The 21,005-nt window shown below is 67.6% G+C and carries 23 protein-coding genes; 10 read left to right on the top strand and 13 right to left on the bottom strand.

Going from position 1 to position 21,005, the window contains the following annotated elements:
* Positions 1-50: 50 nt before the first annotated feature.
* The 4 genes from PPZ50_RS05565 (at position 51) to PPZ50_RS05550 (ending at position 3,360) form a co-directional block, all read left to right on the top strand.
* The gene (locus PPZ50_RS05565; protein ID WP_066688203.1) at positions 51-929 is read left to right on the top strand and encodes a F0F1 ATP synthase subunit gamma; all 879 of its coding nucleotides are present in this window, start codon (positions 51-53) and stop codon (positions 927-929) included.
* Entirely contained in the window at positions 926-1,513 is a 588-nt protein-coding gene (locus PPZ50_RS05560; RefSeq protein ID WP_066688201.1) for a hypothetical protein, read from the top strand. Before PPZ50_RS05565 ends, PPZ50_RS05560 begins: the two co-directional genes overlap by 4 nt.
* Positions 1,513-2,985, top strand: coding sequence for a F0F1 ATP synthase subunit beta (gene atpD / locus PPZ50_RS05555; RefSeq protein ID WP_066688199.1), 1,473 nt, complete (start codon positions 1,513-1,515; stop codon positions 2,983-2,985). The genes PPZ50_RS05560 and atpD overlap by 1 nt, the downstream gene beginning before the upstream one ends.
* A 123-nt stretch (positions 2,986-3,108) precedes the next feature.
* Positions 3,109-3,360 carry an ATP synthase F1 subunit epsilon gene (locus tag PPZ50_RS05550; RefSeq protein WP_066688197.1) on the top strand — a complete coding sequence of 84 codons (252 nt, stop codon included), beginning with the start codon at positions 3,109-3,111 and terminating at the stop codon, positions 3,358-3,360.
* 223 nt (positions 3,361-3,583) lie between these two features.
* Here PPZ50_RS05550 and PPZ50_RS05545 read toward each other — a convergent pair whose 3' ends face one another.
* Both PPZ50_RS05545 and fsa read right to left on the bottom strand, forming a co-directional pair.
* The gene (locus tag PPZ50_RS05545; protein ID WP_066688195.1) at positions 3,584-4,465 is read right to left on the bottom strand and encodes a tyrosine recombinase XerC; all 882 of its coding nucleotides are present in this window, start codon (positions 4,463-4,465) and stop codon (positions 3,584-3,586) included.
* A gap of 43 nt (positions 4,466-4,508) precedes the next feature.
* Positions 4,509-5,162 (bottom strand): fructose-6-phosphate aldolase, encoded by a 654-nt coding sequence (gene fsa, locus PPZ50_RS05540; RefSeq protein ID WP_066688193.1) that lies wholly within the window; start codon positions 5,160-5,162, stop codon positions 4,509-4,511.
* Between the two features lie 198 nt (positions 5,163-5,360).
* On the opposite strand from fsa, the gene PPZ50_RS05535 reads away from it, so the two are divergent.
* Genes PPZ50_RS05535 through aguB form a run of 3 tightly spaced genes read left to right on the top strand, consistent with a single transcriptional unit; the run spans position 5,361 to position 7,530 of the window.
* Positions 5,361-6,329 (top strand): agmatine deiminase family protein, encoded by a 969-nt coding sequence (locus tag PPZ50_RS05535; protein WP_066688191.1) that lies wholly within the window; start codon positions 5,361-5,363, stop codon positions 6,327-6,329.
* Positions 6,326-6,676 carry a DUF3147 family protein gene (locus tag PPZ50_RS05530; protein WP_066688186.1) on the top strand — a complete coding sequence of 117 codons (351 nt, stop codon included), beginning with the start codon at positions 6,326-6,328 and terminating at the stop codon, positions 6,674-6,676. Before PPZ50_RS05535 ends, PPZ50_RS05530 begins: the two co-directional genes overlap by 4 nt.
* 8 nt (positions 6,677-6,684) lie before the next feature.
* The gene (aguB, locus tag PPZ50_RS05525) at positions 6,685-7,530 is read left to right on the top strand and encodes an N-carbamoylputrescine amidase (protein WP_066688183.1); all 846 of its coding nucleotides are present in this window, start codon (positions 6,685-6,687) and stop codon (positions 7,528-7,530) included.
* Positions 7,531-7,643: 113 nt separating this feature from the next.
* Here aguB and PPZ50_RS05520 read toward each other — a convergent pair whose 3' ends face one another.
* Genes PPZ50_RS05520 through PPZ50_RS05500 form a run of 5 tightly spaced genes read right to left on the bottom strand, consistent with a single transcriptional unit; the run spans position 7,644 to position 11,138 of the window.
* Entirely contained in the window at positions 7,644-8,417 is a 774-nt protein-coding gene (locus PPZ50_RS05520) for a crotonase/enoyl-CoA hydratase family protein (protein WP_066688182.1), read from the bottom strand.
* A gap of 37 nt (positions 8,418-8,454) precedes the next feature.
* Positions 8,455-9,108 (bottom strand): winged helix-turn-helix domain-containing protein, encoded by a 654-nt coding sequence (locus tag PPZ50_RS05515; RefSeq protein WP_066688181.1) that lies wholly within the window; start codon positions 9,106-9,108, stop codon positions 8,455-8,457.
* Between the two features lie 32 nt (positions 9,109-9,140).
* A complete protein-coding gene (locus tag PPZ50_RS05510) occupies positions 9,141-10,049 on the bottom strand; it encodes a hypothetical protein (RefSeq protein WP_066688180.1) in 909 nt (302 codons plus the stop codon).
* Positions 10,037-10,981, bottom strand: coding sequence for a hypothetical protein (locus PPZ50_RS05505; protein ID WP_066688178.1), 945 nt, complete (start codon positions 10,979-10,981; stop codon positions 10,037-10,039). The genes PPZ50_RS05510 and PPZ50_RS05505 overlap by 13 nt, the downstream gene beginning before the upstream one ends.
* Before the next feature lies 1 nt (position 10,982).
* Entirely contained in the window at positions 10,983-11,138 is a 156-nt protein-coding gene (locus PPZ50_RS05500; protein ID WP_157092671.1) for a hypothetical protein, read from the bottom strand.
* Positions 11,139-11,271: 133 nt separating this feature from the next.
* On the opposite strand from PPZ50_RS05500, the gene PPZ50_RS05495 reads away from it, so the two are divergent.
* The 3 genes from PPZ50_RS05495 (at position 11,272) to PPZ50_RS05485 (ending at position 14,952) form a co-directional block, all read left to right on the top strand.
* Entirely contained in the window at positions 11,272-11,715 is a 444-nt protein-coding gene (locus PPZ50_RS05495; RefSeq protein ID WP_066688320.1) for a PaaI family thioesterase, read from the top strand.
* Entirely contained in the window at positions 11,712-12,089 is a 378-nt protein-coding gene (locus PPZ50_RS05490; protein WP_066688176.1) for a PaaI family thioesterase, read from the top strand. Before PPZ50_RS05495 ends, PPZ50_RS05490 begins: the two co-directional genes overlap by 4 nt.
* A gap of 100 nt (positions 12,090-12,189) precedes the next feature.
* On the top strand, positions 12,190-14,952 hold the full coding sequence (locus PPZ50_RS05485) for a TonB-dependent receptor (protein ID WP_272815734.1): 2,763 nt from the start codon (positions 12,190-12,192) through the stop codon (positions 14,950-14,952).
* A gap of 153 nt (positions 14,953-15,105) precedes the next feature.
* On the opposite strand, the gene PPZ50_RS05480 is transcribed toward PPZ50_RS05485, so the two are convergent.
* The 6 genes from PPZ50_RS05480 to PPZ50_RS05455 form a co-directional block, all read right to left on the bottom strand.
* Complete coding sequence (locus tag PPZ50_RS05480; protein WP_066688172.1) at positions 15,106-16,092, bottom strand: flagellar motor protein MotB; 987 nt, start codon at positions 16,090-16,092, stop codon at positions 15,106-15,108.
* Positions 16,093-16,095: 3 nt separating this feature from the next.
* Positions 16,096-16,959 (bottom strand): flagellar motor stator protein MotA, encoded by an 864-nt coding sequence (gene motA / locus PPZ50_RS05475; RefSeq protein WP_066688170.1) that lies wholly within the window; start codon positions 16,957-16,959, stop codon positions 16,096-16,098.
* 131 nt (positions 16,960-17,090) lie between these two features.
* Complete coding sequence (locus PPZ50_RS05470; protein ID WP_066688165.1) at positions 17,091-18,212, bottom strand: flagellin N-terminal helical domain-containing protein; 1,122 nt, start codon at positions 18,210-18,212, stop codon at positions 17,091-17,093.
* Positions 18,213-18,220: 8 nt separating this feature from the next.
* Positions 18,221-19,558, bottom strand: a complete 1,338-nt coding sequence (gene flgK, locus PPZ50_RS05465) for a flagellar hook-associated protein FlgK (protein WP_066688163.1) — start codon at positions 19,556-19,558, stop codon at positions 18,221-18,223.
* Entirely contained in the window at positions 19,555-19,908 is a 354-nt protein-coding gene (locus PPZ50_RS05460) for a rod-binding protein (protein WP_232307850.1), read from the bottom strand. The genes flgK and PPZ50_RS05460 overlap by 4 nt, the downstream gene beginning before the upstream one ends.
* A gap of 2 nt (positions 19,909-19,910) precedes the next feature.
* Positions 19,911-21,005, bottom strand: coding sequence for a flagellar basal body P-ring protein FlgI (locus PPZ50_RS05455; RefSeq protein WP_066688156.1), 1,095 nt, complete (start codon positions 21,003-21,005; stop codon positions 19,911-19,913).

Below are 21,005 nucleotides of genomic sequence, written 5' to 3'. Positions count from 1 at the left end.
CTCTCCCCGACCCTCTCCCCGCAGGCGGGGAGAGGGAGTAGGGAAGACAAATGGCTAGTCTCAAGGCCCTGAAACTGCGCATCGGCTCGGTGAAGTCGACGCAGAAGATCACCAAGGCGATGAAGATGGTCGCCGCCGCCAAGCTGCGCCGTGCGCAGGAGGCGGCCGAGGCCGGTCGCCCCTATGCCCAGCGGGTCGAACAGGTCGTCGCCAGCCTGGCGAGCACCGCGCAGATCACCGAGGGCAGCTCGCCGCTGCTCGCCGGCACCGGCCGCGATCAGGTTCACCTGTTCGTCGTCGCGACGTCGGACAAGGGGCTGGCCGGCGCGTTCAATTCGAACATCGCCCGTCTCGCCCGTCGTCGTGCGCTCGAGCTGCAGGCCGAGGGCAAGACCGTCAAGTTCCTGACCATCGGTCGCAAGGGTCGCGCGGTGCTGGCCCGCCAGTTCCGCGACGGGTTCGTCCATGCGGTCGAGCCGGGCGATCTGGGCAAGCTGACCTTCGCCGATGCGAAGGGCTATGCCGACGACCTGATCCGCCGCTACGAAGCGGGCGAGTTCGACGTCGCGCACCTGTTCTACGCCACGTTCAAGACGGTACTGACGCAGGAGCCGACCGAGCAGCAGCTGATCCCGGTCAAGATTCCCGACGCGACCAAGGCGCCGGCCGCCGACGCGGTGGTCGAATATGAGCCGAGCGAGGAAGCAATTCTCGACAGCCTGCTGCCGACCAACATCGCGGTGCAGATCTATCGCGCGATCCGCGAGAATGCGGCGTCGGAGCAGGGGTCGAAGATGACGGCCATGGACAATGCCACGCGCAATGCGGGCGACCTCATCAACCGCCTGACCATCGAATATAACCGCACCCGCCAGGCCGCGATCACGACCGAACTGGTCGAGATCATCTCGGGCGCCGAAGCGCTGTGATCCGCCGTGCCGTCCTGCTGGCGCTCGTCGCCATGCTGGCCGGCTGCGGTCAGCCTGCTGCCGACAAGGCGGCGGAGAAGCCGCGCGCGACGCCGACGCCGTTCGTCACCGGCGGCTGGGCGACGGTGCTCGGCGACGCGCCGCGCACGATCGAGCTGCTGAACGGCATGGGTTTCCGCCTGTCGGCCTATGCGCCGGAGGGCGGCGCCTTCGTCGCCACGGCGCAGCCGACGCCGATGGCCGACCCGTCGATCAAGCCGGTCAATACCGCCAACCTGAGCGTGACCGGCGATGCCCAGCGGATCGGCGAATTGCGCTTCACGCTCGACATCGTGAACCTCGATTCCAGCCCGTTCGCGAAGGACCAGTTCATCCGCTGGGTGAACCGGCCGCTGGCATCGATGGCGCTGCCGGGGCAGGATGTCGTCGAAAAGGCGATCCGTACCGAAAGCCCCGCCTCGGGCAACCTGCCCGGCGCGGACTATACAGTTACCCGTGAACCGATCGACGGCGGACGTCGCCTGATCGTGACCTTTACCCGTCCCGGCCGCCAAGCCGGGGACAGCCACCCGAGGAACCCGTAATGGCAACCGCCGCAGACACCTACGCCCCGCAGGGCAGCACCAACAATACCGGCCGCATCAGCCAGGTGATCGGCGCGGTCGTCGACGTGACGTTCGACGGCGAACTGCCCGCCATCCTGTCGGCGCTCGAAACCGACAATAACGGCAACCGGCTGGTCCTCGAAGTCGCGCAGCATCTGGGCGAGAACACCGTCCGCACGATCGCGATGGACGCGACCGAAGGCCTGACGCGCGGTCAGTCGGTCAAGGACACCGGTTCGCAGATCCGCGTTCCGGTCGGCCCGAAGACGCTCGGCCGCATCCTGAACGTCGTCGGCGAGCCGATCGACGAGCGCGGGCCCGTCGGCGCGGAAACCACCGCCCCGATCCATGCCAAGGCGCCGGAATTCGTCGACCAGTCGACCGAGAGCGCGATCCTCGTCACCGGCATCAAGGTCATCGACCTGCTCGCCCCCTACGCGAAGGGCGGCAAGATCGGCCTGTTCGGCGGCGCGGGCGTCGGCAAGACGGTTCTCATTCAGGAACTCATCAACAACATCGCCAAGGGCCATGGCGGCACGTCGGTATTCGCGGGCGTCGGTGAGCGTACCCGCGAGGGCAACGACCTGTACCATGAATTCCTCGACGCGGGCGTCATCGCCAAGGATGCCGAGGGCAATCCGACGAGCGAGGGGTCGAAGGTCGCGCTGGTATACGGCCAGATGAACGAGCCGCCGGGCGCCCGCGCGCGCGTCGCGCTGTCGGGCCTGACGATCGCCGAATATTTCCGCGACGTCGAAGGGCAGGACGTGCTGTTCTTCGTCGACAACATCTTCCGCTTCACCCAGGCGGGCTCGGAAGTGTCGGCGCTGCTCGGCCGCATTCCCTCGGCGGTGGGCTATCAGCCGACGCTGTCGACCGACATGGGCGCGCTGCAGGAACGCATCACTTCGACCAACAAGGGCTCGATCACCTCGGTGCAGGCGATCTACGTCCCCGCGGACGATTTGACCGATCCGGCGCCGGCGACCTCGTTCGCCCACCTCGACGCGACGACCGTGCTCAACCGCGCGATCTCGGAACTCGGCATCTATCCGGCGGTCGATCCGCTCGATTCGACCAGCCGCGTTCTCGAACCGCGCACGGTCGGGCAGGAGCATTACGACACGGCGCGCGCCGTGCAGTCGCTGCTCCAGCGCTACAAGTCGCTGCAGGACATCATCGCCATCCTCGGCATGGACGAGCTGAGCGAAGAGGATAAGGTCACGGTCGCCCGCGCCCGCAAGATCCAGAAGTTCCTCAGCCAGCCGTTCCACGTCGCCGAAGTCTTCACCGGCATCAGCGGCAAGTTCGTCGCGCTGGAAGACACGGTGAAGTCGTTCAAGGCGGTCGTCGAAGGTGAATATGACCATCTGCCGGAATCGGCCTTCTACATGGTCGGCGGCATCGACGAGGTCGTCGCCAAGGCGCAGAAGATGGCGCAGGACGCGTAATTCGATCTCCCTCTCCCCGCTTGCGGGGAGAGGGTCGGGGAGAGGGGCAGTCGGAACCTCTCGGCCGAAACCCCCTCTCCCCTGCCCTCTCCCCTGAAGGGGAGAGGGAGTGAGGTTCTAACTATGCTGCACTTCGAACTCGTGACCCCCGAAAAGCTGGTGCGGTCGGAATCGGTCTATATGGTCACCGTACCGGGCACCGAAGGCGACTTCGGCGTGCTGGAGGGCCATGCCCCGTTCATGTCGACGATCCGTGACGGCGACGTCCTGATCCAGCGCTCCGAAAAGGGCGAGGCGGAACGCATCGCGATCCGTGGCGGCTTTGCGGAGGTGACCGCCAAGGGGCTGACGATCCTCGCCGAACAGGCCGGGTAACGGCTTTCCGGTATCGGGTTAAGGCGGACGCCGCGTCGGACCGAGGTTCGGCGCGGCGTTCGTGTTTTGGGCTAGCGGTCGAGGGACACATTGCCCCCCTTCGTCACCCCGGGCTTGACCCGGGCTCCCGCTTTGTTGCGGCGGCTCGAAGAAGAAGCGGGACCCCGGATCAAGTCCGGGGTGACGTTGAGAATGGGTCAGACGTCAGGTTTCCCGCACCGCCCTACCCACGCGGATGCGCATTCCGGTACACGTCCAGCAAATGCGCGGCATCGACCGCCGTATAAATCTGCGTCGACGACAGGCTGGCATGGCCCAGCAACGCCTGCAGCGAGCGCAGGTCCGCGCCGCGCCCTAGCAGATGCGTCGCGAAGCTGTGGCGCAGCGCGTGGGGACTGGTGCGGTCGCCCAACCCCAGCGCGACGCGCGCGGTGCGCACCGCCTTGCGCACCACGCCTGCGTCAAGCGGGCCGCCCTTCGCCCCCCGGAACAGCGGCGCATCGCGCGCGGTGCCCCATGGTTGCTGCGCGACATAAGCCTCTACCGCCGCACGGACCGGCGGCAGCAGCGGCACCATGCGCGTCTTGTCGCGCTTGCCGGTCACGACCAGCGTCTCGCCGAGCGGCAGCACGCAACCGGTCAGCGACAGCGCCTCGCCGATGCGCAGGCCGGCACCGTAGAGCAGCAGCAGGATCGCCCAATCGCGCGCGCCGATCCATGGCTCGGCGGCAGCATCGGCTACTTCTTCAGCCAGCGCGACGGCGTCGTCGGGCGAAATCGGGCGGGGAACGTTCTTCGCGACGCGGGGACCACGCAGCGGCGGTGCTTCGCCCCCGGTAAAAGCGATGAAGGCCCGCACCGCCGACAATTCGCGCGCAGCGGCGGCATTACCCAAGCCCTGCTCGCGGCGATGGGCGAGGAAGGCGCGCAGGTCGGCGGCGGTGAGGTGATGCAGCGCGGCGGCATCAACCGCCCCGCCCCAATGCCCCTGCAGGAAGGCGATCAGCCGTTCGGCGGTCGCGGCATAGGCCCGGACGGTATGCGTCGATCGGCGACGGTCGCGGGCGAGATGGGTGGCGAAAGCCAGCGGCAGCGGCTGCGTCATGGCCGAATGATAGCGCCATGCCGCAGCCGCTGTCGAACCCGGATCAGCCGATCTTCTGGCCCGACTTGGCCCAATCGGCCATGAAGCCTTCGATGCCCTTGTCGGTCAGCGGATGCTTGACCAGCGCGCGGATGACCGACGGCGGGGCGGTCATCACATCGGCGCCGAGCTTGGCCGATTCGAGGACGTGGATCGGATGCCGGACGCTGGCGACGAGGATTTCGGTGCCGAAGTCGTAATTGTCATAGATCAGACGGATGTCGCTGATCAGCCCCATGCCGTCGAAGCCGATATCGTCGTGACGGCCGACGAAGGGCGAGACGAAGGTCGCGCCGGCCTTGGCGGCCAGCAACGCCTGGTTGGCCGAGAAGCACAGGGTGACATTGACCATCGTGCCGTCGTCGGTCAGTGCCTTGCAGGTCTTCAGGCCATCGATGGTCAGCGGCACCTTCACCGCGACATTGTCGGCGATCTTGCGCAGGATTTCGGCCTCGCGCATCATGCCTTCATGGTCGAGCGCGACCACTTCGGCCGATACCGGCCCGGGGGTGATCGAGCAGATTTCGGCGACCACTTCGAGGAAGTCGCGCCCCGACTTGTGGATCAGCGACGGGTTGGTGGTGACGCCGTCGAGCAGGCCGGTATCGGCCAGTTCGCGGACGTCGTTGGTATCGGCGGTGTCGACGAAGAATTTCATGGGACTCGGGTTCCTGGCGGATGGAGGCGATGCGCGCCCCATCGCGCATCGCCGCCGCCGGGGCAAGGTTTGCCGGGGATGACAAGGAGACACGCTACGTCACCCGGGACTTGATCCGGGGTAACGAAAACGACTGGTGTCATCTCAGCACGAGCCCGCCCCTTTTCCTAGCGCTCGCGATTCAGTATTTGCGCGCGCATGACCGCGCCGAAACCCGAATGGGCCCCCCACGCCGCCGTATGGATCGGCTATCCCAGCCATGCCGAACTCTGGCTGGAGGACCTCGACCCCGCCCGCGACGAAGTCGTCGCCTTTGCCCGCGCCGTCCATGCCGACGGCCGGGGTGAAAAGGTGCTGCTGGTCGCCGCCGATATCGAAGCCGCCGACGATGCGCGGCAGCGCGCGCCGTTCGCCGAGGTCATCATCGAACCGTTCGGCGATATCTGGCTGCGCGATACCGGCCCGATCATCGATGGCGAGGGCACCGCGCGCTGCTTCGGCTTCAATGGCTGGGGCGGCAAATACGACCTGCCCGGCGACGATGATATCGGCCTGCGGCTGGCGCGCGAGCGCGGCCTGCCGGTCGCCGAGCATGACTGGATCGTCGAAGGCGGCGCGCTGGACGGTGACGGCACCGGGCTGGTCGTGACGACCGAACAATGCCTGCTCAACCGCAACCGCAATGTCGATTTCCACCGCACGGATGCCGAGACGCGGCTGCGCGAGGATCTGGGCTATGACCGGGTGCTGTGGCTGGGCGACGGGTTGCTCAACGACCATACCGATGGCCATGTCGACAATCTCGCCCGCTTCGTCGGGCCGAACCGGCTGGCGATCCCGGAAGCGGCGGAGAACGACCCGAACTGGCGCATCTATCAGGACGCTGCCGCCCGCGCGAAGGCGTTCGGCGTGGAGGTGGTGCTGGTTCCCTCGCCCGGCCGCGTGCTGTCGCCGGATGAGGAGATCATTCCGGGCAGCCACATGAATTTCTACATCGGCAATGCCGCGGTGGTCGTACCGCTCTACGGCACCGGGACCGACGATGCGGCCGTCGCGGCCTTTGCCGAGCTCTTCCCGAACCACGAAGTCGTGGGCCTGCGCGCCGATCATATCCTGACCGGCGGCGGCAGCTTCCACTGCATCAGCCAGCAGATTCCGGCGGCTTGATCGCGTTTGCGCTCCGCACCGCGCTGTCCGGGCTGATCGTCGCCGCCGTGGCGCTGATCGCCCGGCGCAGTCCGGCGGCGGGGGCGCTGGTCGCGTCGCTGCCGCTGGTCTCGCTGCTCGGCATGATCTGGCTGTGGCGCGATACGGGCGATGCGGTGCGGCTGGCGACCCATGCGGAGGCGACCTTCTGGTATGTGCTGCCCTCGCTTCCCATGTTCCTGATCGTGCCCGCGCTGCTGCGGCACGGCATCGGCTTCTGGTGGGCGCTCGTCGCCGGTTGCGGTGTCACGATCCTGCTGTATCTGGCCATTATCCCCGTTGCCGCCCGTTTCGGCGTCACGCTTTAGGACCGTCCATGACCGACATCACCGTTGCCGCGCTCCAGCTCGGCTTCACCGCCGATATCGACCGCAACATCGCCAATGTCTCGGCGCTCGTCCGCGAAGCCGCGGCCAGGGGCGCGCAGGTCGTGCTGCCGCCCGAACTGTTCGAAGGCGAATATTTCTGCCGCATCGAAGACGAAGGGCTGTTCGCCAACGCCAAGCCGGTGGCCGAGCACAAGGCGGTGCGCGCGATGCAGGAACTCGCCGGCGAACTGAAGATCGCGATCCCGACCAGCTTCTTCGAACTGGACGGCCATCATCATTACAACAGCCTGGCGATGATCGACCCCGATGGCCGCATCCAGGGCGTGTATCGCAAGAGCCACATCCCCGACGGGCCGGGGTACGAGGAAAAATTCTATTTCCGCCCCGGCAATACCGGGTTCAAGGTGTGGGACGGCCCGGCGAAGCTGGGCGTCGGCATCTGCTGGGACCAATGGTACCCGGAAACCGCGCGCGCGCTGATGCTGATGGGGGCGCAGGTCCTGTTCTTCCCGACCGCGATCGGCAGCGAACCGCACGACACCAGCCTCGACACCGCGCGGCTGTGGCGCCGGGCGATGGTCGGCCACGCCGTGTCGAACGTCGTGCCGGTCGTCGCCGCCAACCGGGTCGGCACCGAACATGGCCAGACCTTCTACGGGACGTCGTTCATCACCGATGAGCGCGGCGACATCGTTGCCGAACTCGACCGCGAGGAGGAGGGCGTCATCACCGCGACCTTCGACCTCGACCGGGTAAAGCGCCACCGTGCGGCGTTCGGATTCTTCCGCGACCGCCGGCCGGAGCTGTACGGGCGGCTGGTGCAGGACATCTGAACCGTCCGGTCTGACTGGACGTCATCCCGGCGAAGGCTAGAATCTCTCGGGAATGGGCGGGACAAGAGCCGCGCCAGGCCCCAGCCTTCGCTGGGGCGACGAATTTGGTCGGATCAATCCTGGAACGATGGCGCGCGCCGTTCCATGCCGGCGCGCACCGCCTCCACCTGATTGGGCTTGCCGAGCAGCGCCTGTTGCTCGGCGCTCTCCGCAGCGAGGATCGTCGCGGCATCCGCTTCGTCGGCCAGGTTCGCCATCCGCTTGGCCGCACGTGCCGCATCCGGGCTGCGTGCGGCGATCGCGCGGGCGAGGACTATAGCCGCCCCGTGCGGGTCGTCGGCCAGTCGCGTGACGAAGCCGGCACGCACCGCCTCTTCCGCCGTGAACTCGCGCGCGGAAAAGGCCAGTTCCCTGAGCAGATCGCTCCGCACGTCACGCCACAGCGCAAAGCCGGCCATGTCGGCGACCAGGCCCCATTTGGCTTCGAGGATCGAGAAGCGGGTGTCGGGTGCGGCGATCTGTATATCGGCGCCGGCCATGATCTGCATCCCGCCGCCGAAGGCGAGGCCATGCACCGCAGCGATCACCGGCATGGGCAGCGTCCGCCAGCCCCAGGCCACCTGCTGCACGCGATTGGCGATGCCATGGCTGCGCGTCGCAAGGTCGATGCCCGCCGCGCCGGCCGCCATGCTCGCCATGTCCAGCCCGGCGCAAAATGCCCGCCCCTCCCCCGACAACACCACACAGCGCATCGATGAATCGCGCAGCGTATCGATTGCGTCGATCAGCGCATCGAACATTTCCAGATCGATCGCATTCATCCTGTCGCCGCGCGTCAGCCGCACATCGGCAATGCCGTCGACCGTCGAAATCGTCACCCGCGTCATGCGGCACCCCTCATCCCGTTTTGTTTCGGGACCTATGCTATCGATCGTCGCCGGCCGGCGATAGTTGCCACGACACGTCCCCCAGCCGGTAGCCCCGGCCGCGATCAGTGTGCAGCATCGGCGGACCGGCCGCATCGAGCTTCGCGCGCAGCCGCGACATCTGCACCTGCACGACATTGGTGCCGGGATCGAAATCCCGGTCCCATAGCGCACGCAACAGCGCCGTACGCGACACCGCGCGGCCAGCATGTTCGGCCAGATGCAGCAACACCGCATATTCGCGCGGCAACAGATGCAGTCTAGTGCCTCCGCGCCACACCCGGTGCGCGGCGCGGTCGATAGTCAGGTCGCCGATGGTCAGCAGCCCGTCGCGGCGGCTGTCGCGCAGCAGCGCCAGCATCCGTGCGACGATCTCGACCGGGTGCGCGCGTTCCAGCACCGCATCGTCGGCGCCCGCATCCAGCCCGGCGGCCAGCGCATCGGCATCCTCGACCAGCAGCATCGCGCGCACCGACCGTTCGCCGCCACGTACCGTCCGCAGCCGCCCCGGCGCGCACCCCTCCCCCCGGTGCCAGCGCGCCAACCGGACCGGGGCATGGGGCGCCTCGGGCAGCGAGCGCAGCACGATGCCCCGCCGACGCGCCGGAACGACCAGCGCGGGAACCGGATCAAGGGCGACGACGACATGCATCGACGACACCCTACCCGCCCATCGCCAGCCGCTTAGGACAACCGCGTCCGATCCGGATCGATCTGTGCCAGCAGCTGTCGGGCATGGCCGGCGATCCGCCGCGACGGGTCGTCCGCCGCGCGCTCCAGCGCGGCCAGCGGATCGGGTCCGGACCGGACCAGCGCGTCGAGCACGGTGATCCGCATCCGGTCGCACGGGTGGCGCGTGGCAAAACTCTCGGCGAGGTCGAGCGCGTCGGGCAGGTCAGCCCCGACGGCCAGCGTCACCAGCGCCTCCGCCGGCGTCGAGGTCAGCACCTGCGCGATGCTGTTGCCGCGAATGTCGAAGCGATATTGGTCGAGCCAGGGCTGAGCCGCGTCATAGCCCAGGATGTTGAGCGATACCGAAAAGGCATCGGGCGGCAGCTGGACATGCACGTCGTCGCGCATCCGGTAGAGCAGCACCTTGCCCGGATCGAGCCGCGAGCGCCCGACATGGCGCAGACCCGCCGGTTCGCCGATGCTGCCGTCGATGGCGGTGACGTCGTAGCGGTAATCGTCGCTCCAATAGCCCGGCCCATGATAGCCGACCGTCAGGAACGGGAAATTATGGTCGTGCGGCAGGTCGTAGAAATAGGCGCCCCGCCCGCCGGCCCGGAGCGCGCGATCCTGCGCCGCCGGCCAGAAATTCGCACGCAGAACGAAGCGGCCATCAGGCGGGCGCAGCAGCAACACCTGTGCACCATAGGCATTGCCGTCGACCTGCCCGCGGCACCGCTGTTTGAGTTCGGCCAGCGCGAGTTCGCCAAGGAAGGTCCGGTTGCGCCCGAGCCGGGCGAGTGCCGGGCCAAGCGACGCGAACGCCTCCTCGTCGCGCACATCGACCGGTTCGGTGGCGAGCAGGTCGACCAGATCGTCCAGCCCGATCGCATCGCCACTGCCCGGGTCGATCACCCGTGCCATGCCGCCCCCATGCGCGCTTCCACCACCGGCAGCATCGCCTGGGCCGCTGATCGGACGTCGGGGTGCGGATCGTCGGTCATCGCGCGCAGCCGGGGCAAGGCGGCACGCGCATCGCAGGCCAGCCATTCGCGCATCGCGTCCCAGCGCACGAAGAAGGCGGGGTCGCGCGACAGCGCGTCGAACACCTCTTCGTCCGCCTGTCCCAGTTCGCGCAACAGCGTCAGCAGCATCGTGCTGCGCGCCGCCGCGTCGTCCAGCGTCGCCACGCGCACCAGCCCACCGCCCGCCCGGTCATATTCGCGCATGAACGGCGCGGCACCGTGGCGCAGCGTGATCGTCACCGACACGATGGGGCCGACCGGTTCGACCAGCAACATCGCGTCGGTCCGTCCGTCCAGCCGCACCACTGCGCCATCGGCCAGGGGCTGCACCGCCAATGGCCGCGCCGGTGCGGCGATGGCACCGTGCCAGCCATCGTCGATCGCGTCGGCCCGCCATCGCCACAGCCGGGCCTCGCCCCCGCGCAGGTAGCGCGTCCACGACACCCGCCCGCCAACGACGACGGTATCGGGCATGACGCGGGCCGCCGGGGCAAGGTGGTCGATCACCGCCATCGTCACGCTGGCAGCCGCCGTCTCGACCAGCACCATGCCGGTGCGCAATGCGTCGCGCTGGCTCTTGAACGGCGGTTCAAGCAGGGGATCGTCCCGCAGCCTTGCGATCCACGGGGCGAGCAGGGCACCGACCCAGCCGGCATCCTGCACCAATGCGCACGCAGCGGCCTCTCCCTCGGCCAGCGTCGTCACATCGGCGAAGCGCGCCGTTACCGCCCGAACCGCCGCATCGTCGGTCCAGTCGCGCGCCACCGCGAGCGACCGCTCCCGCGCCGCCGCGATCGCATCGCGCAACTGTCCATCGATCGGTGCCGGCATCTCAGTTCGGATACATCTCGTACACCAGCATCGCGACGGCGATGATATATTCGAACACCTGATCGCCCGACGCCTCCGCCACGCGGATCGCGCCGGTCGTCGCAACCTGCGTTCCCAGATCGACGATCTCGGCAAGTGGGATGGTGACGATCGGCATGTTCTTCCCCCCGTGACGCGACGGTCGTGCGCCGCGAGCGGGATCCTATGGCCGTGCCGGCCCAAGCCATAGTTACAAGGCTGTTATGGTAGGCCGCTTCATTCCGGCCGCGTTCCGCCCTATGGACCGGAGCATGACTGCCCCCGCCCCTTCGCCCGGCTTCGATCCGGCCCGCTTCTTTTCCGCACGGATCGGCGGGCATGGCACGCGGCTGGGCATCGGATATCAGGCGCATGGCGCCGATTGGTGCGAATTGCTGCTGCCGTTCCGCCCCAACCTGATCGGCGATCCGGCGCGCGGCGTGCTGGCATCGGGACCGATCCTGACGCTGATGGACATGGCGACCAGCGTCGGGGTGTGGCTGAAGCGTGGCGCGTTCCTGCCCCATGCCACGCTCGACCTGCGGATCGATTATCTGCGCCCGGCCACGCCAGAGCGGACCGTCGTCGGGCGCGGCGAATGCTACCGCGTCGCGCGGCAGGTCGCGTTCGTGCGCGGCATTGCCCATGACGGCGACCCGGACGATCCGGTGGCGCATGTCGCGGGCACCTTCATGTTGCTGGACTCGTTCGCATGACCGTGTCGCCCTATGCCGAACTGCTCGGCCTGACCTTCGGCACCGATAATCGCGGCCATCCGCTGGTGACGATGGAGTTCGCCCACGACCTGCTCGGCCGCCCCGGCTTCCTGCATGGCGGCGCGATCGGCGGGATGCTGGAAATGGCGGCATGGGCCACGCTCCGCGCCGCGCTGGGTGAAGAGCAAACGGTCATCAAGCCGATCAACGTCACCATCGACTATATGCGCGGCGGGCGCGAGCGGACGACCTTCGCCGCCGGCGAGGTGACGCGGCTGGGTGGGCGCATCGCCAATGTCACGGCGATCGCATGGCAGGACGACCGCGACCGCCCGATCGCCGGAGCGCGGCTGAACTATCTGCTGAAGCGCTGAATCTACCCGGATATTTTCGCCGGCCGCGATAGTTGTGCGACATTTGGACCGTAGTGGCCCTGTTACCGCAGATGGCGGGCAGGGTGTGGAAGGAATGCGCATGGCGCGGTGGACGTTACTGATACTGGCGCTGGGCACCGCGCCCGCCGATCCGGGTTCGACCGGATCGGCGGGCGCCGGCGGCACCGACACCGAAAGCGACGCGGAAGAGATCGTCGTCACCGGCCGCCTGCCGCCCGGAACGGTGCCGGGCGACATCAAGCCCGAATTGCAGCTCTCCCCTGCCGACATCCGCTCCTATGGTGTCAGCTCGGTCGCCGAACTGGTCACCGAACTCGCTCCGCAATTGCAGTCGGTCCGCGGCGGCCAGCCGGTGTTCCTCGTCAATGGCCGCCGCTCGGCCGGTTTCCAGGAAATTCGCGACCTGCCGACCGAAGCGATCCTGCGCGTCGACATCCTGCCCGAGGAAGTCGCGCTCAAATATGGCTATCGCTCGGACCAGAAGGTCATCAACTTCGTGCTGCGCCCGCGCTTCCGCAGCTATACCGGCGAGTTGCAGGGCGGCGCGCCGACCGATGGCGGGTCGAGCAACTTCGAGGTCGAGGGCGGTCTGGTCCGCATCGACCAGGACAAGCGCTTCAACCTGAACCTGCAGGCCGAAACCACGTCCAACCTGCTGGAAAGCGAACGCGGGATCATCCCGAACACCAGCGGCACACCCTTCGACCTGCGCGGCAACGTGACCTCGACGGTCAGCGGCGCGCCGGTCGATCCGACACTCAGCGCGCTGGCGGGCACGCCGGTCATCGTCGCGGCAGTACCGACGGGCACGCCGACGCTGGCAGGCTTTGCGGCCGGGGCGAACAATCCGAACATCACCGACACCACGCCGTTCCGCACCCTGACCGGCGCAACCGACCGGCTTTCGGCGAACGGCGTCTATGCGCGCAGCATCTTCGGCAATGTCGCCGCGACCGTCACGACGCGGGTCGAACATACCCGCACGGAATCGCTGCTGGGCCTGCCCGGCGTCTCGCTGACATTGCCGGGCAATACGCCCTTCTCGCCCTTTGCCAGCGACGTGATCGTCCGGCGCTTCGCCGATACCGATCCGCTGATGCGCAATGCCGAGACGACGACGGCCAATGCCGCGCTGGCGCTGAACGGCGATATCGGCCGGTGGCGCTGGACGGTGAACGGCAATTACGACCGGACCGAAACCAGCACCCGCACCGAACGCGGCGTCGATGTGTCGGACGTCCAGAGCGCGGTGACCGCCGGCGCGTTCAGCCCGTTCGGCGATCTGGGCAACCTGATCCGCACCGCCGACCGCGCGAAATCGGTGTCGAGCGCGGCCGGGCTGAACGCGCTGATCGCTGGGTCCCCCTTCTCGCTGCCCGCCGGCGACGCCAATAGCAGCATCCGGGTGGCGGCGACGACGACCGACTTCACCAGCGATTCGCTGCGTGCCGGCATCGCCAATTCGACCAGCCTCGGCCGCGATACCGCGTCGATCCGCGCCAATATCGACCTGCCGATCGCCAATGCCGCACGCGACGTGCTGTCGGCGCTCGGCCGGCTGTCGCTCAACGCCAATGCGGAGGTCGAGCAGCTGTCGGACTTCGGCACGCTGACGACGCTCGGCTATGGCATCAACTGGCAGCCGATCACCGCGATCCGCCTGCTGGCGTCGGTCAGCCACGAAGAGAACGCCCCGACGCAGCAGCAGCTGGGCAACCCGCTCATCACCACGCCTTTCGTCCGGACGTTCGACTATGTCAGCGGCACGACGGTCGACGTTACCACCATCACCGGCGGCAATCCCGACCTGGTGTCGAGCGACAGCCGGGTCATCAAGCTGGGGTTGAACGTGAAGCCGTGGACCGAGCGCGATATCTCGCTCCAGTTCGACTATACCGACAGCCGGATCGACAATCCGATCCAGAGCTTCCCGGCGATCACCGCCGATATCCAGGCGGCGTTTCCCGACCGGTTCGTGCGCGGTGGCACGCTGTTGAGCGTAGACACGCGTCCGATCAACTTCGCCCGCGCCGACAGCAGCCAGCTGCGCTGGGGCATCAATTTCTCGAAGCGGGTGACGACCGCGCGCTCGCGCCAGTTCGAGGCACTGCGCCAGCAGCGGATGGAACAGCGCCGTGCGGCACGCGAAGCAGCGGAAGCCAATGGCGCGCCGCCGCCGGGCGATGCACCGCCACCGCCGCCGCCGGGTGAAGGTCGCGGCCCCGGTGGCGAAGGCCGCGGTCCGGGTGGTGAAGGCCGCGGTCCGGGTGGTGAAGGCCGCGGTCCGGGTGGCGGACGCGGCTTTGGCGGTCCCGGCGGCGGAGGCTTCGGCGGACGCGGCGGCGGTGGTGGCGGCGGGCGGATCTGGGCCAGCCTGTACCATACGGTCGCCCTCACCAACACGATCCTGATCCGGCCGGGCCTGCCCGAGCTGGACCTGCTCAACGGATCGGCGATCAGCGACACCGGTGGCCAGCCGCGCCATCAGGTGCAGTTCAATAGCGGCTATACCCGCGATGGCATCGGTTCGCGGCTGGTGGTCAACTGGCAGTCGGGAACCGAGGTCGATGGCGGTGCGGCCGGCGCGACGCAGCGGTTGAACTTCGGCAGCCTCGCCACGGTCGGGCTGCGGCTGTTCGCCGATCTGGGCCAGCAGCCCGCATTGGTCCGCAACAATCGCTGGCTGCGGGGGTCGCGGATCAGCCTGGGCATCGACAATCTGTTCAATGCGCGGCAGCGTGTGACCGATGCCAGTGGCGTGGTGCCGATCAATTACCAGCCGGGCTATCTCGACCCCAATGGTCGCGTCATACGGCTGACGTTCCGGAAGCTGTTCTTCTAAAGTCGGGTCGACATACAGACCGTACCCCCGCGCAGGCGGGGGGCCAGGGCCAAGCGCGACAAACGTCGCTTATGACGCTCCTGGACCCCCGCCTGCGCCGGGGTACGGGGGTCAGGTTCTACTAAAGGAAATTCCTGTCCCGGCACGCCCCCCTCAATGCGCCGGCGTCTCCCGGCCCGGCCGCGGCACGTCGGCGCGGTCGGCGGGGCCGCTGTCGATGCTGGCCATGCGCGAGCCGCCAAAGCCTTCGGTCGCCTGATAGAGGAGCGTGATTGCCACGCGGCGGTTGCGCGGGTCGTACGGGTCCTTGGCGATCATCGGCTCGCGGTCGGCCACGCCCTCGATCCGTTCGAAGCGGCGTTCGCCGACGCCTCCCATGGCTAGGCGGCGACGCGTCGCCTCCGCCCGGCCCGACGACAGCATCCAGTTGTTCATGTCCTGCGGCCGGCCATAGGCGACGGCATCGGTATGCCCCCGGATCATGATCGTGTTGGGCAGGTCGCGGACCGTCTGCGCGATCAACGCCATCAGCTTGGCCGCTTCGGGCGCCATTGCCGTGGTGCCCAGCGCGAACATCGAATAATCGGCATTGTCGACCAGGTCGATCCGCACCCCGTCGCGCGTCGGCACGAAGCGGACGTTGCGTGCCAGCTTGCGCAACTCGCCGTTGGTGGCGAGCTTGCGCGCCAGTTCGCGCTTCACGCGCTCGAACGCCTTCTTGTCGGACTGGGTCAGTTCGGACTTGTTCTTCAACCGGCCCTTGTCGCCCGCCCCTTCCTTCGCACCGCCATTGGCGTCGACGGGAATGGTCAGCGACCGGGTGCCGGTCTGCGCGGCGCGATGGGGATAGCTGTCCTGGTCGACGATCGATTCGCCGCCGAACAGCCCGTTCGATCCGGCGGCGCCCGCCTTCACCTCGACCAGGGTCGGTGCGAAGAAGTCGGCCAGCCCCTTGCGCTGCTTCTCGGTGGTCGCGCCCAGCAGCCACATCAGCAGAAAGAACGCCATCATCGCCGTCACGAAGTCGGCATAGGCGACCTTCCATGCACCGCCGTGATGGCCGCCATGGCCCTCGGCGATGATCTTCTTGACGATGATGACGGGGGGCGGCTGGTTATTGCCGTGCGGTGCCTTCGCCATGGATCAACGCCCGCGCAGGCCGTCAAAGACTTCGGCGAACCCCGGCTGGTTGTGGTGCGGAATGCCCGAGCGCGCCGCTTCGATCACCAGCGGCTGCGGATGGCCGTGGAGCGAGGCGATGATGATCTGCTTGACGGTGTGATAGATGGCGGCGTCGGCATCGATCACCTGCTGCAACCGGCCGGCCAGCGGCCCGACCAGACCATAAGCGAGCAGAATCCCGAGGAAGGTGCCGACCAGCGCCGACCCGATCATGCCGCCCAGGATCGAGGGCGGCTTGTCGATCGACCCCATCGTCTTCACCACGCCCAGCACGGCGGCGACGATGCCGAGTGCGGGCAGCGCGTCGGCCAGCCCCTGCAGCGTCGCCTGCGGGCCCTGTTCCTCGTGATGGTGGGTCTTGATGGCGTTGTCCATGACCTCCTCGACAGCGTGCACGTCCAGCGTGCCCGACGATACGACGATCAGGCGCAGCGTGTCGGCGATCAGGTTGATGAGCGTATGGTCCTTCATCAGCCGCGGATATTCGCTGAACACCGACGACGATTTCGGGTCCTCGACATGCGGTTCCAGCGCGATCGGCCCTTCGGCGCGCAGCATCTTCATCAGCTTGGACACCAGGAAGATCGCGTCGAGATAATCCTGCTTCTTGTATTTGGGCCCCTTCAGCACCTTCATGAAGCCGCTGCCCATGCCCTTCAGCTCACGGCCCGAATTGCCGATGATGAGCGCGCCGACCGCCGCACCGCCGATGATGAGCATTTCGTGCGGCAGGGCGTGCAGCACGGGACCGAGCGAACCGCCGGTGAAGGCGAACCCGCCGAACACCATGGCGATAAGGACGACGAAGCCGATGGCCGGAAACATATGGCGCTTGCCCCTGGGTTACTAAATGGCGCCCCGCCGGTCGCGGCGCGTCATACGAAACCCCTTTTGCGCGAGAGACGTCGAGAAATCGTTACCGTGCCCGAATTCAGGGGTCGCACGGCGCAAATCGGTCACTTCAGATAGTTGAAGAGCGACAGGTTCGCGAGCTTCGAGATGGTCGCCTGGGTCGCGTTGAGGATCGTCAGCGTCTTCTGGAACTGCACCGTCATCGTCGCGATATCGACGTCCTCCAGCGAGCTGCGCGCCTCTTCGCGGTCGATGCCGACCGTTTCCAGCTGAGTCGATTCGATCTCCAGCCGCGCCGCGCGGGCGCCGTTGGCGGCGCGGGCGGCGGTGACCTGCGCCTCGGCCGAATCGAGCTTGTTCAGTGCCGAGCTGATCGCCAGCGCATATTTGCTGCGCGCGGCCTCCGCGTCGAACGGTACGGGGGTAGCGGGGTCGGTCGTACCGGCACCTCCGGTCGTACCACCGGTGCCGCCCGTACCTCCGGCCGTGCCGCCCGTACCTCCGGCCGTGCCACCCGTCCCGCCGGTCGTGCCGCCGGCCCCACCCGTCCCGGTCGATCCGGCGGCTTCGGCGGCGGCGGCGGTCAGCGGCATTTCCATCGCCGCCTTCAGGTCGTCGATCAGCTTGAAGATGTCGGTCGCGCCGGTCGCGCCGCCGAAGACGCGGCTGCCATCGATGCCGACCTGGATCTGGCTGGCGTCGCCGATGCGGATCTGCGCCGTCGATTCGACATCGACCACCGTCGCGCCGGTCGCATCGATGCCGGTATATTTGATCGCGCCGTCGGCATCCTTGGCAAAGGCGACGTCGCCCAGGCCGCCGAAAATCGCATGGCCGCGCACGTCGCGCGTGTTGGAAAGCGCCAGCAGCCCTTCGCGCAGCTGGCCCAGTTCGGTCGCGATCGACATACGATCGGCATCGTTCAGCGTTTCGGTGCCGGCCCGGGTCGCCAGTTCGCGGACGCGGACCAGCCGGTCGTCGACATTGCCGAGCGCCGTGTCGGCCTGTGCCAGCAAGCCGCGCGACAGGGTAATGTTGGCGCGAAAGGCCGTCGCGTCCGCCTCGTCCTTCTTGATGCCGCCCAGCATCATCCACGCGGTCGAATCCTGCGACGCGACGTTCAGCTTCTTCGTCGCCAGTTCGCTCGTATAGCGGTTCAGATCGGCGTTCAGCCGCGACATCTGCGCGGCGGAGCGGTTATAGAAGCTGGCGGTGGAGATCTGCATGCTACGTCCTATCGGATCGCGAGAATCGCATCGAGCGTCTCGCGCGCGACCTGGATCACGCGGCTGGACGCCTGGTACGCCTGCTGGAACTTCATCAGGTTGACCGCTTCCTGATCGAGATTGACGCCCGCCGACATGTCGCGGGCATCGATCGCGGAATCGCGGATCGACCCCTGCGCCTCCGCCACGGTCTTGCGCGCGGCCAGCGCCGACCCGTTGCTCGACTGCAACGCGACCAGCTGCGTTTCCCAGGCACCCGCGCGCCGTGCCTCGGCCAATATGCCCAGGTTGCCGCTGTCGCGCGGCCCCTTGCCGACCCGTGCCGCCGCGATCCTGCTCGCATCGTCGAACGCCAGAGTGACGCGGCCATCCGCGTCGATGGCGAACATCTTGTTGGCGTCGCCGGTATTGCCCTTGAGGTCCTCGCCCTGGGTCAGCGCGCCGTTCACGCCATCGACGAACTTCTGCGCGAGGTCGCGGACGTCGGCGCGCATTTCCTTGATACGCTGCGCACCGTCGATCATGCCGGCCGTCGTTCCGCCGCGCGGGCTGAGCACGGTTTCCTTCCCGTCGCGCATCGCGGCAAAGACCGGCACGCCGCTGTCGTCGTCACGCCACACCCGCACGGTCGATGCCTGGATGCCGTGGACCAGTGGCGGGGTATCCCCCGCCCCCGCGCGGACGGTGACGCGGCCGACCGGATCGAACTGGACGTCGATGTCGATCATCTCGCTCATTTCGTCGAGCGTCCGGTCGCGCTGGTCGAGCAGCTGCGCCTCGCCGACCGATCCGCGCGCGACGCGTGCCAGCCCGTCGTTGATGCGGGCAAGGGCGGCGGCGTTGTTCGAAAGCTTTTCGGCGACGTTGCCGGCCATCGCGTCGAGATTGGTCGCCGCATCGTCCAGCGCCTTGATCGTGCCGGAAAAGGACTGAGCGACGCTTTCGGCCTCCTCCATCATCGCCTGGCGCGGTGCATCGGCCGAGGGGTCGGACGACAGGGTCGTCGCGGCGTTGAAGAACGAGGTCATGCGCGTGGTCAGCGCGCGGCTGCCCAGCGCATCCTCGATCCGTTCCATCCATACGATGCCGCCATCGCTGCGCGACACGTCGGAGGTCGTCTGGCGGACATCCGCCGATCGGAAGGCATCGGCGGAACGCGCGATGCCGGCAACGGTCACGCCGCTGCCGGTCAGCTGCACCGACGACCCCACGCCGATTTCGGCGAGCGTGGTCGTGCGGCGCACATAGCCGGGGGTGCCGGCGTTCGCGATGTTATCCGACGTGGTGGTCAGCGCCGACTGATAGGCCCTGACGCCGCTCGCCCCGATCGACAGCAGGTCGCTCATCCGCTCTTCCCTTCAGAGGGGTTAACGGCAGATTGCGGTGCGGCTTGCGTCGAATTGACGGTATCCGCCTCGGTAACCTTGTTTGCCTTCGCGAGAAACTCGGTCATCGCCTTCCCGATCCCCATCGGCGTCGTCACCGCCATGTTCTCGGCGAGCTTCTGGTCCCACATGTCGCGGAACTGGGTACCGGCCTTGTTCTCGAACAGGCCGTCGGCGAGCTTCGCCTGCCGCATGGATTTCAGCATCATGCCGGTGAAGACCGCTTCGAACCGTTCGCCTGCGGCCTTCAGGTTCCTGTCGGTGCCCAGGCGGCTGGTGTCGACCCCGATGCCGGTCGTCGCGCCGATCACGCTCACAGGACCACCAGCTCGGCCTTCAGGGCACCCGACTCCTTGAGCGCCTCGAGGATCGCGACCAGATCGGCCGGCGACGCGCCGATCGCGTTGATCGCCTTCACGACGTCGGCGAGCTGCGGTCCGGGTGCCAGCAGGAACATCGGCTTGACTTCCTGCTCGACGGTCACACCGCTCTTCTGTTCGAGCGCGGTCTGACCCTGGCTCAGCGGCGCGGGCTGGCTGACGCGCTGGTTCTCGTCGATCTTCACGGTCAGCTTGCCATGCGTGACCGCGGATGGCGCCAGCCGGACTGCAGAGCTGATGACGATCGTCCCGGTACGGGCGTTGACGATGACGCGTGCCGCCGTTTCGGCCGGCTGGACCGGAAGATTCTCGACCTCGCTCATCAGCATCGACCGGGTATCGGCACCCGGCGCCGCGCGCATCGCCACCGATACCGCGTCGATCGCGGTCGCGGTGCCGGCGCCGAAGCGGCGGTTGATCGCGCTCGCGACATTCTGCGCCGTCGTGAAGTCGGCCTGCGCCAGGTTGAAGGTCAGCGTCGGCGCGGTGGCGAAGCCAGTGTCGACCGTGCGTTCGACCGTCGCCCCGTCGGGGATGCGACCGGTCGAGGGGATGTTGACTACGATCTTCGACCCGTCGGCGCCTTCGGCACCCAGACCGCCGACCGCGAGATTGCCCTGCGCCATCGCATAAATCTGCCCGTCGGCACCCATCAGCGGGGTCATCACCAGCGCACCGCCGCGTAGCGACTTGGCCTTGCCCATCGAGGCGACGGTGACGTCGATCCGCTGGCCGGGCTTGGCGAAGGCGGGCAGTTCGGCGGTGATCATCACCACCGCGGCATTCTTCAGCCCCGGGTTGATCCCCTGCGGCAGTTGCAGCCCCATGCGCGACGTGATCGCCTTCACCGACTGTACGGTGTATTCGAGATTGTCGTCACCGGTGCCGGGAAGCCCGACGACGATGCCATAGCCGGTCAGCTGGTTGGACCGGATGCCCTGGAAGCGGCCGAGGTCCTTGACCCGTTCCGCCGAAGCGGGCTGGACCATCAGGAAGGCGGCGGCGAGGATGGCGAATAGGAGGCGCAT

This window comes from Sphingomonas hankookensis (assembly GCF_028551275.1).
Classification (GTDB): Bacteria; Pseudomonadota; Alphaproteobacteria; order Sphingomonadales; family Sphingomonadaceae; genus Sphingomonas; species Sphingomonas hankookensis_A.
The sequence above is the reverse complement of the archived record's forward strand: the minus strand, read 5'-3'. Positions and strand labels throughout refer to the sequence as shown.

Excerpts from the sequence above, each read along its gene's own strand:
- aguB (WP_066688183.1), top strand. The coding sequence starts at position 6,685 with ATGACCGACATCACCGTTGCCGCGCTCCAGCTCGGCTTCACCGCCGAT.
- PPZ50_RS05505 (WP_066688178.1), bottom strand. The coding sequence starts at position 10,981 with ATGCCGGCACCGATCGATGGACAGTTGCGCGATGCGATCGCGGCGGCG.
- PPZ50_RS05550 (WP_066688197.1), top strand. The coding sequence starts at position 3,109 with ATGCTGCACTTCGAACTCGTGACCCCCGAAAAGCTGGTGCGGTCGGAA.
- PPZ50_RS05520 (WP_066688182.1), bottom strand. The coding sequence starts at position 8,417 with ATGACGCGGGTGACGATTTCGACGGTCGACGGCATTGCCGATGTGCGG.
- PPZ50_RS05510 (WP_066688180.1), bottom strand. The coding sequence starts at position 10,049 with ATGGCACGGGTGATCGACCCGGGCAGTGGCGATGCGATCGGGCTGGAC.
- PPZ50_RS05500 (WP_157092671.1), bottom strand. The coding sequence starts at position 11,138 with ATGCCGATCGTCACCATCCCACTTGCCGAGATCGTCGATCTGGGAACG.
- flgK (WP_066688163.1), bottom strand. The coding sequence starts at position 19,558 with ATGAGCGACCTGCTGTCGATCGGGGCGAGCGGCGTCAGGGCCTATCAG.
- motA (WP_066688170.1), bottom strand. The coding sequence starts at position 16,959 with ATGTTTCCGGCCATCGGCTTCGTCGTCCTTATCGCCATGGTGTTCGGC.
- PPZ50_RS05515 (WP_066688181.1), bottom strand. The coding sequence starts at position 9,108 with ATGCATGTCGTCGTCGCCCTTGATCCGGTTCCCGCGCTGGTCGTTCCG.
- PPZ50_RS05470 (WP_066688165.1), bottom strand. The coding sequence starts at position 18,212 with ATGCAGATCTCCACCGCCAGCTTCTATAACCGCTCCGCCGCGCAGATG.
- PPZ50_RS05545 (WP_066688195.1), bottom strand. The coding sequence starts at position 4,465 with ATGACGCAGCCGCTGCCGCTGGCTTTCGCCACCCATCTCGCCCGCGAC.
- fsa (WP_066688193.1), bottom strand. The coding sequence starts at position 5,162 with ATGAAATTCTTCGTCGACACCGCCGATACCAACGACGTCCGCGAACTG.
- PPZ50_RS05565 (WP_066688203.1), top strand. The coding sequence starts at position 51 with ATGGCTAGTCTCAAGGCCCTGAAACTGCGCATCGGCTCGGTGAAGTCG.
- PPZ50_RS05480 (WP_066688172.1), bottom strand. The coding sequence starts at position 16,092 with ATGGCGAAGGCACCGCACGGCAATAACCAGCCGCCCCCCGTCATCATC.
- PPZ50_RS05455 (WP_066688156.1), bottom strand. The coding sequence starts at position 21,005 with ATGCGCCTCCTATTCGCCATCCTCGCCGCCGCCTTCCTGATGGTCCAG.
- atpD (WP_066688199.1), top strand. The coding sequence starts at position 1,513 with ATGGCAACCGCCGCAGACACCTACGCCCCGCAGGGCAGCACCAACAAT.
- PPZ50_RS05485 (WP_272815734.1), top strand. The coding sequence starts at position 12,190 with ATGGCGCGGTGGACGTTACTGATACTGGCGCTGGGCACCGCGCCCGCC.
- PPZ50_RS05535 (WP_066688191.1), top strand. The coding sequence starts at position 5,361 with ATGACCGCGCCGAAACCCGAATGGGCCCCCCACGCCGCCGTATGGATC.
- PPZ50_RS05495 (WP_066688320.1), top strand. The coding sequence starts at position 11,272 with ATGACTGCCCCCGCCCCTTCGCCCGGCTTCGATCCGGCCCGCTTCTTT.
- PPZ50_RS05490 (WP_066688176.1), top strand. The coding sequence starts at position 11,712 with ATGACCGTGTCGCCCTATGCCGAACTGCTCGGCCTGACCTTCGGCACC.